Source organism: Streptomyces sp. NPDC052225 (assembly GCF_040679615.1).
Classification (GTDB): Bacteria; Actinomycetota; Actinomycetes; order Streptomycetales; family Streptomycetaceae; genus Streptomyces.
In genome coordinates this window covers 26,146-38,622 of sequence record NZ_JBFAVD010000041.1, presented here as the reverse complement: position 1 = coordinate 38,622, position 12,477 = coordinate 26,146, and the positions used below count along the sequence as shown (strand labels likewise).

The window sequence follows — 12,477 nt, the reverse complement described above, 5'->3', positions numbered from 1 at the left end:
TGCGCTCCATGAGCGCGAAGGACTCGGAGCCGAGGGTCTCCATGGGGAAGTCGATGCCTGCCGCCCAAGCGGGGACCTCCGGCACGGGGTCCGACGGGTCGAGGGGTATCGCGCCCCGCAGCGGCCGGGGCAGGGCGTGCCGCAGCAGATGCATCTCGACTTCGCCGTGGAGGATCTGGACGCCGCCGAGGCGGAGCTGCTTCAACTGGGCGCAGGGAAGCCCGGGTTCGAGCCCGACCGGGAACGGTTCCGGGTGCTGACCGATCCCGCCGGGCATCCCTTCCGCCTCGTCAGGCGGCGAGGCCCCGCTTGACCTGGCGGGTGAGGTCGTCGGCGAGGACCTCGGGAAGGCCGTGGGCGAGGCCGTCCAGGGCCTGTGCGGCGACCTCGGCCGGGTCCGCCTTCTGGTCGGCGGGGACCGAGGCGGCCATGTCGGTGTCCATGTAGCCGACGTGCAGCGCGGTCACCGTGATGCCGCGCGGCGCCAACTCCTCGCGTACGGCGCCGGTCTGGGCCCACGCCGCGGCCTTCGCGGCCGCGTACGCGCCGAGCGCGCCCGGGTGGAACCAGGACAGGACCGACAGGACGTTCAGGACGGCGCCGCCGCCGTTGGCCTCGATGACGGGGGCGAAGGCGCGGGTGACGGCGAGCGGCCCGTAGAAGTTCGTGTCCATCTCGCGGCGGACCGCGGCCGGCTCGCCGGCGATCAGCGGCGTGCCGGTGGAGATCCCGGCGTTGTTGATGAGCAGGGTCGCGTCGGAGGCGATGCGGGCCGCCTCGCGGATCGACTCCTCGTCGGTCACGTCGAGGCGCAGCGGGACGGCGCCGGGCAGATCGAGGCGCTCGGGGCTGCGTACGGCCGCGTAGACCGTGGCCCCGCGGTCGAGCAGCTGGGCCGCGAGGTGGCGGCCGAGGCCGCGGTTGGCGCCGGTGACGACGGCGACGGATCCGTTCAGTTCCATGGTGACTCCCTGGGGGTTCAGCGCTGCTTGACCGATGCGCGATTTAGATTATGAACGTAATCTAACTTGCATCTACGATAGATGCCAGTCGACATCCAAACGGGGAGGTGGCCATGGGCCGCGTATCGCAGGCGCAGGCGCAGGAGAACCGCGAGCGGGTCGTGGACACCGCCTCCCGGCTCTTCCGCGAGCAGGGCACGCAGGTCAGCGTCGCCGACCTGATGAAGGCGGCGGGCCTGACGCACGGCGGGTTCTACAAGCAGTTCGCGTCGAAGGAGGCCCTGGTCGACGAGGCCACGGCGCACGCCTTCGGCACGCTCGAACGGCAGCACGCGGCGCAGCTCGAAGCGCATGCGGGGCAGCGCGGGACGGCCCGGCGCGAGCTGATCGACTCGTACCTGTCCGTACGGCACCGGGACGACCCGGCGAACGGCTGCCCCGTCGCCGGGCTCGCCACGGACCTGGCCCGGCACCCGGACGACAGCGGGGCGCACCGCACCTACGCCGACGGCGTGCGCGACTTCGCCGCGCTCCTGTCGACGGACGAAGACGGCGCGGACGGGCTCGCGCAGCTGTCCACGCTGGTCGGGGCGCTCGTGCTGGCCCGCGCCACGGCGGGGTCGGCGCTGTCCGAGGAGATCCTGGAGTCGGCGAAGGCGGCGCTGGATGAAAAGTAGGGGCGCCGGGGCCCCGCGCGCAGCCGCGGCGGGCGTTTGACACGATGGGGACGTGAACTTCCGGTCGATCTACAGCCATGGTTTCGCGCGGGTCGCCGCCTGCACCGGGCACGCCGCCATCGCCGACCCGCCCGCCAACGCGGAGGCGGTGCTGCGTCAGGCCCGCCAGTGCGCACGGGACGGCGTCGCGGTGGCCGTCTTTCCCGAGCTCTCTTTGACGGGGTACTCGATCGAGGACCTGTTGTTGCAGGACGCGGTGCTCGACGACGTGGAGCGCGCGCTGCGCACCGTCGTGGAGGGCTCCGCCGAACTGCTGCCCGTCCTGCTCGTGGGCGCCCCGCTGCGCCACCGCAACCGCATCTACAACTGCGCCGTCGTCGTGCACCGCGGCCGGATCCTCGGCGTCGCGCCGAAGTCGTACCTGCCGACCTACCGCGAGTTCTACGAGAAGCGCCAGATCGCCTCCGGTGACGACGAGCGCGGCGGCACGATCCGGATCGGCGGTACGGACGTCCCGTTCGGCACCGATCTGCTGTTCGCCGCCGAGGACGTGCCGAACCTCGTGCTGCACGCCGAGATCTGCGAGGACATGTGGGTGCCGGTGCCGCCGAGCGCGGAGGCCGCGCTCGCCGGGGCGACCGTGCTCGCGAACCTGTCCGGCAGCCCGATCACCGTCGGCCGCGCCGAGGACCGCAAGCTGCTGTGCCGTTCGGCGTCCGCGCGCTGCCTGGCCGCGTACGTGTACTCGGCCGCCGGGCTCGGGGAGTCGACCACCGACCTGTCGTGGGACGGGCAGACGCTGATCTACGAGAACGGGTCGCTGCTCGCCGAGACCGAGCGGTTCGCGCAGGGCGACCAGTACGCGGTCGCCGACATCGACCTCGATCTGCTGCACCAGGAGCGGCAGCGGATGGGCACGTTCGACGACAACCGCCGTACGCACGCCGCCCGCACGGGCTCGTTCCGGCAGGTCGACTTCCATCTCGGGGCGCCGACCTCCGACTTCGGCCTGCGCCGCCGCGTCGAGCGGTTCCCGTTCGTGCCCGCGGACGCGGAGCGGCTCGCGCAGGACTGCTACGAGGCGTACAACATCCAGGTCGCGGGGTTGCAGCAGCGGCTCGGCGCGATCGGCGGGCCGAAGGTCGTCATCGGTGTCTCGGGCGGTCTGGACTCGACGCACGCGCTGATCGTCGCCGCCCGGGCGATGGACCGTGCGGGGCGCCCGCGCAGCGACATCCTCGCCTACACGATGCCGGGGTTCGCGACGAGCGACCACACGAAGACCAACGCCCACAAGCTGATGGAGGCGCTCGGCGTCACGGCGACCGAGCTGGACATCACGGCGACGGCAACGCTGATGCTGAAGGAGATGGGCCACCCGTTCTCGGACGGCGAGCCCGTCTACGACGTCACCTTCGAGAACGTGCAGGCCGGGCTGCGCACCGACTACCTGTTCCGGCTCGCCAACCAGCACGGCGGCATCGTGCTCGGCACCGGTGACCTCTCCGAACTGGCGCTCGGCTGGTGCACGTACGGCGTCGGCGACCAGATGAGCCACTACAACGTGAACTCGGGCGTGCCGAAGACGCTGATCCAGCATCTGATCCGCTGGGTCGTCTCCACGGGCGAGTTCGGCGACGAGGCCGGCAAGACGCTGACCGCGATCCTCGACACGGAGATCAGCCCCGAGCTGGTGCCGGGCGAGGAGATGCAGTCGACCGAGGACAAGATCGGTCCGTACGCGCTGCACGACTTCACCCTGTTCCACGTGCTGCGGTACGGGTTCCGGCCGTCGAAGATCGCGTTCCTGGCGTGGCACGCCTGGCGCGACGCGGAAGCGGGCGCGTGGCCGCCCGGGTTCCCCGCCTCCGACCACACGGCGTACGACCTCGCGGAGATCCACCACTGGCTGGAGTACTTCTGCCGGCGCTTCTTCGCGTTCGCCCAGTTCAAGCGGTCCGCGATGCCGAACGGGCCGAAGGTCTCCGCGGGCGGTTCGCTCTCGCCGCGCGGCGACTGGCGCGCGCCGTCGGACGGCAACGCGCGGGCGTGGCTGCGGGATCTCGACCGCTTCGAGTGGCCGGAGCGCACGCGGTAGCGGACGCCGCGGGTCAGCCCACGGGCGCGGCGGCCGTGGGCGCGGCCCGGAACGTGCGGCGGTAGGCCTGCGGCGACACCCCGATCGCGGCGTGCAGATGCTGGCGCAGTGACGTGCCCGTCGCGAAGCCGACCTCCGCCGCGATCCGGTCGACCGGCAGATCGCTCGACTCCAGGAGGTGGCGGGCCCGGTGCACCCGCTGCTGGATCAGCCAGCGGCCGGGGCTGGTGCCCGTCTCCTCCTGGAAGCGGCGGGCGAACGTGCGCGGGCTCATCCGGGCGTGCGCCGCCAACTCCCTCAGCGACAACGGCCGTTCGAGCCGCTCCAGGGCCCAGGCGCGGGTGTCGCCGGTGCCGGTGGCGCCCTCGTCCGGTACGGGCTGCTCGATGTACTGGGCCTGGCCGCCCTCGCGCCAGGGCGGGACGACGCAGCACTTGGCGACGGAGTTGGCGACGGCGCTGCCGTGGTCGGAGCGCACGATGTGCAGGCAGGCGTCGAGTCCGGACGCGGCGCCCGCGGACGTGATCACGTCACCGTCGTCGACGAACAGCACATCCGGGTCGAGCCGCACCCGGGGGAACATGCGCCGGAACCGGTCCGCGAGCGCCCAGTGCGTCGTCGCGGGACGCCCGTCGAGCAGCCCGGCCGCGGCGAGCGTGAAGGCCCCCGTGCAGATGGACACGGTGCGGGTGCCGGGGCGGATCCGGGCGAGGGCGGCGCGCACGGGCTCCGGCAGCTCGGCGCTGATCCTGCGCAGGTCGTACGGCGGGATCACGACGGTGTCCGCGCTCTCCAGTGCCTCCGGGCCGTGCCGCACGGTGATCGTGAAGTCGGCGCTGGTCTCCACCGTGCGGTCGTCGGTCGCGGCGCAGGTGATCACGTCGTACGCGGCGCCGGCGTCGGCGAAGACACGCTTGGGGATCCCCAGCTCGAACGGGTACACGCCGTCGAGGGCGAGGACGACGACCCGGTGCGGAGGCCCTGCGGGGAGTTTCGGAACAGCCATGGCACGATTCTATCGCCGATTGGCAATCTTGCCATTGTCCAGGTCAGAGCCGTGCCGCAGGCTGGAACCATGACCACGAACACCAACGCCCACGCCAACCCCACGACGCCCACGCTCATGAAGGCCGTCCGCCAGGACACCCTCGGCGGCCCCGAGGTGCTCGGGGAGGTCGAGACCGTCCGCCCGCAGGCCGGGATCGGGCAGATCCTCGTCGCCGTGCACGCGGCGGGCGTGAACCCGACCGACTGGAAGCACCGCGCCTTCGGCCTCTTCCTGGGCGAGCCGCCGTTCACGCTCGGCTGGGACGTCTCGGGCGTCGTCGAGGCCGTCGGCCTCGGCGTCTCCCTCTTCCAGCCCGGCGACGAGGTCTTCGGCATGCTCCCCTACCCGTACGGTGCCGGTTCGCACGCCGAGTACGTGGCCGGGCCCGCCCGCGCCTTCGTGCCCAAGCCCGCCGCCCTGAGCCACGTGGAGGCCGGCGCGCTGCCGCTGGTGTCCCTCACCGCCTGGCAGGCCCTCGTCGACAACGCCGACGTGCGGCCCGGGCAGCGCGTGCTGATCCACGCGGCGGCCGGCGGCGTCGGACACGTCGCCGTGCAGATCGCGAAGGCCCGCGGCGCGTACGTCATCGGCACGGCCTCCGCCGCCAAGCACGACTTCGTGCGCGGCCTCGGCGCCGACGAGGTCGTCGACTACCGCACCACGGACGTCTCCGAGGAGGTCCGCGACATCGACGTGGTGCTCGACCCGCTGGGCGGCGAGGAGCGGCTGCGCTCGCTCAAGACGCTCAGGCCGGGCGGCATCCTCGTGTCGATCCTGCCGCACGGCCTGGAGGAAGTGCCGGGCCGCGCGGCCGAGTTGGGTGTGCGGGCGACCGCGATGCTCGTCGAGCACGACCAGGCCGGCATGAAGGCGATCGCCGACCTCGCCGCGTCCGGGAAGCTGCGCGTCCACGTCTCCGGGACCTACCCCCTCGCCGAGGCGGCGAAGGCCCATGCGGAGGGCGAGACGGGCCGGGTCACGGGCAAGCTGGTGCTGACCGTGCGCCCGTGACACAGCGCCCCGGACCACCTGCGACCTCCCTCAACCCGCCGTAGACTGGGGGTACTTGAGTTCTTCGTGACTCACGTGGAGCCCTGGGGGGAGGGAGCCCACCGTGTCGCAGCAGCAGCTGAACCGGACGAACCGCAATACGCCGCCGCCCCGCGCCGGTGTGCCGGTGCGGGCGCGCCGCGTGTCGCCGCCGCAGCGCCTGGTGGGCTGGCTCGGCGGATTCGGGGCGGTGGCCGCCGCGTACACCGTGTTCCAGGCGCTGTACGGGCTGCTGCCCGACGGGCTGTCCGGGGACTCCGCGCGGTACGCGATCGCCGCGGCGGGCGGGCTCGGGGCGGGCGTCACGGTGTGGCTCGCGGCGGCCCTGGTCCGCTCCCGGCAGGCCGAACAGGCGGCGCGGGCGCGGCAGTCGAGCCCGCTGAGCACCGATCCGGGCCGGCTCACCGCGCTGGTCTCGGCGACGTACACGACCCTCGCCGAGGAGCTGTGCACCGCCGACGACCCGTCCTCCGGCGCCCGGCTCACCGGCTGGACGCACTCGCTCGGCGAGCCGGGCCGGGTCCGACCGACGGCGACCGGCACGGCGTACGGGCTGCATCTCGCGCTCGACCTGGGCGCGTCCGACGGGCGGCTGAGCACCGGTGAACTGGTGCGCACGCTCTGGGCGTTGCGGCTGCCGGACGGCGGCTGGTCGGCGCGTTCGCAGGGCACGCAGGCGCGGCCCGAGGTGACCGCCCTCGTGCTCGGGGCGCTGGCCCGCGCGGGCGCCGACCCGGACCGGGTCGCGGCCGAGGCCGACCGCTGCGCCGCCGGCTTCACCCGCGAACTCGACCGGCAGGGCTACGAGTTGACGCACGTCGTCACGACGGTGCTGCGCGGCATGCTGCGGGCGACGCCGCACGAGCGGGACCGCCTGCGCACCCTGCGCGACGTCCTGGTGGCGGGCGCCGTCGCCGACCCGCAGCGCGCCGCCCACCCCCGCTGGGGGTACCGTCTCGTCGCCCCGCAGGGCCCGCCGTCCGCGCTGCACACGGCGCAGGCCGTCGTCGCGCTCGACCGCACGGCCCGGGTGCTCGGCGAGGAGAGCGACGCGGCGCGCGCGGCCCGCGAGGGCGGGGTGCGCTGGCTGCTCGCCTGCCCGGACCCGGACCACGACGGCTGCCTCGACCTGGAGAACCTGCGGGAGGAGGTGCGCCGCCCGCGCGCCGACGACCCGGACCGGGTCGAGGTCCTGAACGTCCGCCATTTCACGGCGAGTTGGCTGATCCGGGCGCTGCTCACACCGGGCGCCCGGGAGGTCGCGCGGGCGAGCGGAGCCGAGCGGCTGCGGCGCGACCAGCTCTCCGGCGCGGCCGCCGCCGTGTGGCGCGGGCAGACCGACGGGATCTGGACCTGGGTCAGGGACGACACGGGCCAGCTGCGGCGGCCGATATGGATGACCTATCAAGGTCTTTCAGCACTGCGGGCCCATGCCCTATGGATGTATGAGCCATGATTCAGAGCCTGTCTTCGAACCAGCCCCGGGAGGCTTACGCATGGGTGGTCGGCACGTGGCTTCTGTACGGCGGCTGCTCGCCGACACCCTCGACGTGGCGGCATCGGAGGCCGCTCTGGCCCGGGCGGCGCACGACGTGGTCGCCGAACTCGGCACCCCCGAGCGCCTGTCGGGGCTGCTCCAGGATCTCGTCGCGGGCGGCGGCGACCCCGCGGGATGCGCGCGGCTCTCGTACCGGCACGTCCTCGGCTTCGACAAGCTGCTGCTCATCGACGGCGGACCGCACCACATGCTCCGCGCGCACGTGTGGCATCCGGGCGCCCGTACCCCCGAGGACATCCACAACCACCGCTCGCCGCTCGCCTCGCACATCGTGCGCGGGGCGCTGCGCATGGAGCTGTACGCGGACGGCGCGGCGCCGGGGGCCGGTGCGGCGGCGGCCCGCTACCAGGAGTCCCTGTCCCCCGGCACCGCGGACTGGCTCCTCGAACCGGCGGGCGAGGCCCGGCTGCGGCTCGTGCAGGTCGCCGAGTACGCGGCGGGCAGCAGCTACGCGCTTCCGGCGCTCACCCTGCACCGGGCGTGGAGCACGGCCCCGTATCCGACCGTGACGCTGTTCCTGGAGACCGGAGCGGGGCGCCGGCGGCACACGGACGTGTTCCTCGGCGCGCAGGCGGAGCGGCACGCCGCGGCCGTGCCGAAGACGCCGCTGGACGTGAAGGAGTATCTGGCCGAACTGGAGTCGGTCATCGGGCTGTTGAGCCCGCACCCGGCGTGAGCGACGTCCTCGGGGTCAGAGGTACGGGAGCGCCTGCTTCACGATGTCGCGGTTGTACGCGTCGATCTCGACGGAGTCGAGGTCGGCGGGGGCCAGCCACGCGGCGGCCTGGTCCGGGTGCGGCAGCAGGATCTTGCCGGCCGGATCGCCGGCCGGGCGGACCAGGAAGTTGTCCTGCCTGTTCTTGACCTCGCGGCCGCGGTAGTCGCTGACGAAGGAGGACTCGCCGACCTTGCGCTCGATGTGTCCGAGCAGGCCGGTCTCCTCCTTCAGCTCGCGCAGCACACCGTCCTCGGGCCCTTCGCCCGGTTCGAGCTTGCCGCAGGGCACGCCCCACACCCGGGGCAGAAACCGCTCGGTCTCACTGCGTCTGACCAGCAGGACGCGCCCGCCGAGCACGACGACGGCGGCGGCGAGCCGGATCTCCGGGGGCATGTCCACGTGCTCCACGGTAGCGCGTGGCACGGACGACGGCATCCGCTCCCAACGTGCTTTCGGACACCGGGAGTTCGAGGCACAGGCCAAGGCGCTACCGTGAGCCACTCGTGACCCGCCGACACGACAGGGATGCCCGATGGCCGACTCCATACCGAGCACCACCACCGCCGCCGAGCACGCCGAGCGGCTGCGCGCCCGCATCGACACGTCGCGGCCGCACCCGGCCCGGGTCTACGACGCGCTGCTCGGCGGCAAGAACCACTACTCGGTCGACCGGGAGGCCGCCGTGCACGCGCTCGGCCGCAACCCGCGCGGCTACCTCGACGTGCGGCACAACCGGGACTTCGTACGGCGCGCCGTGGTGCACCTGACGCGCGATGCGGGCCTGCGCCAGTTCCTCGACATCGGCACCGGCCTGCCGACCCAGCCGAACGTCCACGAGATGGCGCAGGGCATCGCCCCCGAGACGCGTGTGGTGTACGTCGACCACGACCCGGTCGTCCTCGCGCACGCGCGGGCGCTGCTGTCCGGCGGGCCCGAGGGCAGCACCGACTATCTGGACGCCGATCTGCGCGACCCCGGGGCGATCCTCGCCGGGGCCCGCGCGACGCTGGACCTGGACCGCCCGGTGGCGCTCGGCCTGGCCGCGATCCTGCACTTCGTGGAGGCCCCCGCGGCGTACGAGATCATGGCGACGCTGGTGGACGCGCTGCCGTCGGGGAGCGCCGTCTTCCTGAGCCACCTCACGGCCGACCTCAACCCGGAGAAGATCCTGCCCGGCCTGAAGGCCACGGGTCTGCCCTTCACCCTGCGCTCCCGCGACGAGTTCCTGCGCTTCTTCACGGACAACGGCCTGGAGCCGGTCGAGCCCGGCATCGTCCCGGTCCACGAGTGGCGCCCGGACGGCAGCTGGGAGCAACCGCCCGCCGACGACGACGAGTTGACGGGCCTCGACCCGCTGGAGCGCGCGGCGCGCAGCGGCATCGGTGACGTACGGGCCGAGGACATCAACATCTACGGGGCGGTCGCCCTGAAGCCGTGAGCCGCACCGGGCGCAAGGCCACGCACCTCGGCCTCAGAAGCCGACGGGCTCGCGGAGCAGGAGGACGGTGCCGCGCCCGGGGACGTACTCGGCGTTCAGGACGAGCAGGCGGTTCACGGCGCTGGGCTGCCCGTAGACCCGCTGGGCGCGCTCGTTCTCCAGCGGGAGGCAGTGCTCCTCGACGCGGCGCAGCGCGGTGGCGAGGTCGGGCACGATCTTCTGCGCGCCGACGATCCACAGCGCGCGGGCGGCGCCGCCCGCACAGCTGGGGAGCTGGCTTCCGCTGCCGGAGGCGATCACGAGGGAGCCGGTCTCGGTGACCGCGTGGACGCTGCCCACGACGACGTCGGGCGCGGCGCTCAGCCGCCGGATCTCGTCGCCCTGGGTGGCCCGGTCCATGGCGAGCAGGCGCGGCTTGACGGGCGCGTACCGGCCGCCGACGGCGTTGATGTCGTCCTCGATGCCGGACAGGCGCAGCGTCTCGCTGGCCGCCGTGAAGACCGAGGCGCCCGCCGGGATCACCTCCTCGACACGGGCCCGCGCGGCGGCGACGTCGTCGAGGATCTCCACCGTGAACCCGTGCGCGGTGAGCGCGGCGGCGGCGCGCTCCAGGCGGTCGGCGGGGGCAGGGGCGGCAAAGGCATCGGTGGGCACGGGGGTTGTCGTCATGGTGTCTCCCGGCTGTGTGTGCGGCTGAGCGACGCGTTCATCGCGTCTGTGCACCCTCGACAACGCAGCCCACGAGAATGTGAGGCGGCGCCCGCCTGACATTCGGGCGTGCCGCGTTGTCGTAGGGGTGAAGGCGGACGCGACCGAGGGAGTTGGCGAGAGCATGACCACCCGTGACGGGACCGAAGACGAACGGCCGGAGCCGCACCCGGAACCAGGCCTCGACGCCGTGATGGGCGAGCGGCGCCGGCTCGTCAACATCGCCTACCGGCTCCTCGGCTCCCTCGCGGAGGCCGAGGACGCCGTGCAGGAGACGTACATCCGCTGGTACGCCCTGTCGCCGCGGCAGCGGGACGCCGTCGAGACGCCGGGCGCCTGGCTGACCACCGTCGTCAGCCGGGTCTGCCTGAACGTGCTCGGCTCCGCGCGGGTCCGGCGCGAGACGTACGTGGGCGAGTGGCTTCCCGAGCCGCTGCCCGACCGCACGGAGTGGCTCGGCGGGCGGCCGGACGGCGCCGCGCCCGACCCCGCCGACCGGGTCACCCTGGACGAGTCGGTCGACCTGGCCCTGATGGTCGTGCTCGACGCGATGACGCCGGCGGAGCGCATCGCGTTCATCCTGCACGACGTGTTCCGCTACTCCTTCGCCGAGGTGGCCGAGGTCGTGGGCCGCACCCCGGCGGCCTGCCGCCAGCTCGCCTCTTCGGCCCGCCGTCGCGTGCGCGAGGCCCGCCCCTCCCCCACATCGCCGCCCCAACACGCCTACGTCGTACGGGACTTCAAGCGGGCCTGGGAGGCCAGGGACATCGAGGCGCTCATCGGCTTGCTCGACCCCGGGGCCACGGCGATCGCCGACGGCGGCGGCCTCGCCCTCACCTTCCTCGACCCGATCGAGGGCGGCGAGCGCATCGCCCACGCCTGGGCCGAACTGGCCCGCCTGCGCCACGCGTCGACGACGCTCCTGGAGCGGACGGTCAACGGCCGCCCCGGCCTGGTGTCCCAGGAGGACGGCGTGACGGTCACGGTGTTCGCGTTCGACGTGACGAAGGACGCGCGGATCAGGCACATCTGGGTCATGCGGAACCCAGAGAAGCTCCGGGCGTGGACGGTGGGTTGAGAGCCCGCGTCCGCTTCCCGTCCCCCCCGTCGTCCGCACTCAGGCGCGGGACGGCAGCGTGCCGCGCACCAACTCCGGTCGCACCAGGCCCAGTTCCCTCAAGGAGTCCCGCACGAACTGCGCGTACTCCGTAGCGCCCCGCACGGACGTGTGCGTGTTGTCCCGCTTCTCGTTGTACAGGTACAGCGCCTTCGAGCCCTCGACCCCCAGCTCTTCCACCCGCGCCTTGGTGAGCGCCGTCAGGTCGATCAGCGGGACCGACTCCGTCGCCGCCAACTCCCGTACGACGGCCGGGTGGTCGACGCCCAGGCCGTTCACCAGCAGCGCGGTGCCGTTGTTGAGGGTGCCGTCCGCGTTGAACCAGCGGCGCACGATCGGCGTGACGAGGACCGGTTCGCCGCCCCGCGCCCGCACCCGGTCGACCAGCGTCTTGAGGTTGGCCCGGTAGGTCGGGCCGTCGGTCGTCTTGTCGTTGTGGGCGAGCTGGATGAGGGCCAGGTCGCCGCGGCGGATCTGCGGCTCGACGGTGGCGAAGAGCGCGGGGTTCTCCAGGTACGTCACCGAACTCTCGCCGGAGTCGGCGTAGTTGGCGACGGACACGCCCCGCTTGAGGAACTGCGGCAGCTCCTGCCCCCACCCGGTGTACGGGTCGGCCGGCTGGTCGCACACGGTCGAGTCGCCGATGAGGAAGATCCGTGGGGTGGTGGGCCGCGCCGGCTTGACCTGAATCGATGCAAGCTCGGGCGCCGATCCGGCGAAGGTGAGGTCGAGTCCGTCGGTGCCGGAGGCGCCCGTCGGCTCGCCTTCCGGCGTACGGACGTCGACCGTGAAGGAGCGGTGGACGGTCCGTCCCGCCTCGGTCGCCGTCTCCGCGAGCAGCGCCCGCCGCGTCTCGCCGCTGACCGACGTGCTGCCCGCCGCATCGCCACCCAGCTCGACGCGGACGTCGTAGTTTCCGGGCGCCACGTCGAAGTGGCAGGTCACGGGCGCGGTTCCGGTGCAGTGGTCAAGGCCGCGGCCGGTGGACCCGGCGTGTGCGGGGGTGAGGACACCGGCGGTCACGGCTGCGGTGACGCAGGCGACGGCGAGGACACGTCTCACGGTGGAGCTCCTTCGGCGGGTGCGATGCGGTGCGGGACATG

12 protein-coding genes and 1 pseudogene are annotated in these 12,477 nt (G+C 73.2%); 8 read left to right on the top strand and 5 right to left on the bottom strand.

Annotated features, from left to right (window positions below; translation table 11 throughout):
- Positions 1 to 85 precede the first annotated feature (85 nt).
- Positions 86 to 313: pseudogene (locus AB0L37_RS35925) on the top strand (VOC family protein); the annotation flags it as partial.
- Here the strand turns inward: AB0L37_RS35925 and AB0L37_RS35920 are convergent.
- Positions 291 to 962, bottom strand: a complete 672-nt coding sequence (locus AB0L37_RS35920; protein ID WP_365515482.1) for an SDR family oxidoreductase — start codon at positions 960 to 962, stop codon at positions 291 to 293. The pseudogene AB0L37_RS35925 and the gene AB0L37_RS35920 overlap by 23 nt on opposite strands.
- A gap of 113 nt (positions 963 to 1,075) precedes the next feature.
- Here AB0L37_RS35920 and AB0L37_RS35915 point away from each other — a divergent pair, with 113 nt between their 5' ends.
- On the top strand, positions 1,076 to 1,639 hold the full coding sequence (locus tag AB0L37_RS35915) for a TetR family transcriptional regulator (protein WP_365515479.1): 564 nt from the start codon (positions 1,076 to 1,078) through the stop codon (positions 1,637 to 1,639).
- Between the two features lie 52 nt (positions 1,640 to 1,691).
- A complete protein-coding gene (locus AB0L37_RS35910) occupies positions 1,692 to 3,737 on the top strand; it encodes an NAD(+) synthase (RefSeq protein ID WP_365515476.1) in 2,046 nt (681 codons plus the stop codon).
- 13 nt (positions 3,738 to 3,750) lie between these two features.
- Here AB0L37_RS35910 and AB0L37_RS35905 read toward each other — a convergent pair whose 3' ends face one another.
- Positions 3,751 to 4,743: a helix-turn-helix domain-containing protein gene (locus AB0L37_RS35905; protein ID WP_365515474.1), complete on the bottom strand. Its 993-nt coding sequence runs from the start codon at positions 4,741 to 4,743 to the stop codon at positions 3,751 to 3,753.
- Positions 4,744 to 4,812: 69 nt separating this feature from the next.
- On the opposite strand from AB0L37_RS35905, the gene AB0L37_RS35900 reads away from it, so the two are divergent.
- The 3 genes from AB0L37_RS35900 (at position 4,813) to AB0L37_RS35890 (ending at position 8,069) form a co-directional block, all read left to right on the top strand.
- On the top strand, positions 4,813 to 5,796 hold the full coding sequence (locus AB0L37_RS35900; RefSeq protein ID WP_365515471.1) for an NADP-dependent oxidoreductase: 984 nt from the start codon (positions 4,813 to 4,815) through the stop codon (positions 5,794 to 5,796).
- 103 nt (positions 5,797 to 5,899) lie between these two features.
- Positions 5,900 to 7,291 carry a hypothetical protein gene (locus tag AB0L37_RS35895; protein ID WP_365515468.1) on the top strand — a complete coding sequence of 464 codons (1,392 nt, stop codon included), beginning with the start codon at positions 5,900 to 5,902 and terminating at the stop codon, positions 7,289 to 7,291.
- A 40-nt stretch (positions 7,292 to 7,331) separates the two neighbouring features.
- A complete protein-coding gene (locus tag AB0L37_RS35890) occupies positions 7,332 to 8,069 on the top strand; it encodes a hypothetical protein (protein ID WP_365515465.1) in 738 nt (245 codons plus the stop codon).
- Positions 8,070 to 8,084: 15 nt separating this feature from the next.
- Here AB0L37_RS35890 and AB0L37_RS35885 read toward each other — a convergent pair whose 3' ends face one another.
- A complete protein-coding gene (locus AB0L37_RS35885) occupies positions 8,085 to 8,510 on the bottom strand; it encodes an NUDIX hydrolase (RefSeq protein WP_365515463.1) in 426 nt (141 codons plus the stop codon).
- Positions 8,511 to 8,643: 133 nt separating this feature from the next.
- Between AB0L37_RS35885 and AB0L37_RS35880 the strand changes: the two genes are divergently transcribed.
- Positions 8,644 to 9,549 carry an SAM-dependent methyltransferase gene (locus tag AB0L37_RS35880; RefSeq protein WP_365515460.1) on the top strand — a complete coding sequence of 302 codons (906 nt, stop codon included), beginning with the start codon at positions 8,644 to 8,646 and terminating at the stop codon, positions 9,547 to 9,549.
- A gap of 33 nt (positions 9,550 to 9,582) precedes the next feature.
- Here the strand turns inward: AB0L37_RS35880 and AB0L37_RS35875 are convergent, their stop codons facing one another.
- Positions 9,583 to 10,218, bottom strand: coding sequence for an LUD domain-containing protein (locus AB0L37_RS35875; RefSeq protein WP_365515457.1), 636 nt, complete (start codon positions 10,216 to 10,218; stop codon positions 9,583 to 9,585).
- Between the two features lie 163 nt (positions 10,219 to 10,381).
- Here AB0L37_RS35875 and sigJ point away from each other — a divergent pair, with 163 nt between their 5' ends.
- Complete coding sequence (gene sigJ, locus AB0L37_RS35870; protein WP_365515454.1) at positions 10,382 to 11,335, top strand: RNA polymerase sigma factor SigJ; 954 nt, start codon at positions 10,382 to 10,384, stop codon at positions 11,333 to 11,335.
- Positions 11,336 to 11,374: 39 nt separating this feature from the next.
- Here the strand turns inward: sigJ and AB0L37_RS35865 are convergent, their stop codons facing one another.
- Positions 11,375 to 12,436 carry a rhamnogalacturonan acetylesterase gene (locus tag AB0L37_RS35865; RefSeq protein WP_365515451.1) on the bottom strand — a complete coding sequence of 354 codons (1,062 nt, stop codon included), beginning with the start codon at positions 12,434 to 12,436 and terminating at the stop codon, positions 11,375 to 11,377.
- Positions 12,437 to 12,477: the final 41 nt, after the last annotated feature.

Excerpts from the sequence above, each read along its gene's own strand:
- AB0L37_RS35920 (WP_365515482.1), bottom strand. The coding sequence starts at position 962 with ATGGAACTGAACGGATCCGTCGCCGTCGTCACCGGCGCCAACCGCGGC.
- AB0L37_RS35915 (WP_365515479.1), top strand. The coding sequence starts at position 1,076 with ATGGGCCGCGTATCGCAGGCGCAGGCGCAGGAGAACCGCGAGCGGGTC.
- AB0L37_RS35905 (WP_365515474.1), bottom strand. The coding sequence starts at position 4,743 with ATGGCTGTTCCGAAACTCCCCGCAGGGCCTCCGCACCGGGTCGTCGTC.
- AB0L37_RS35900 (WP_365515471.1), top strand. The coding sequence starts at position 4,813 with ATGACCACGAACACCAACGCCCACGCCAACCCCACGACGCCCACGCTC.
- AB0L37_RS35890 (WP_365515465.1), top strand. The coding sequence starts at position 7,332 with ATGGGTGGTCGGCACGTGGCTTCTGTACGGCGGCTGCTCGCCGACACC.
- AB0L37_RS35880 (WP_365515460.1), top strand. The coding sequence starts at position 8,644 with ATGGCCGACTCCATACCGAGCACCACCACCGCCGCCGAGCACGCCGAG.
- AB0L37_RS35875 (WP_365515457.1), bottom strand. The coding sequence starts at position 10,218 with ATGACGACAACCCCCGTGCCCACCGATGCCTTTGCCGCCCCTGCCCCC.
- sigJ (WP_365515454.1), top strand. The coding sequence starts at position 10,382 with ATGACCACCCGTGACGGGACCGAAGACGAACGGCCGGAGCCGCACCCG.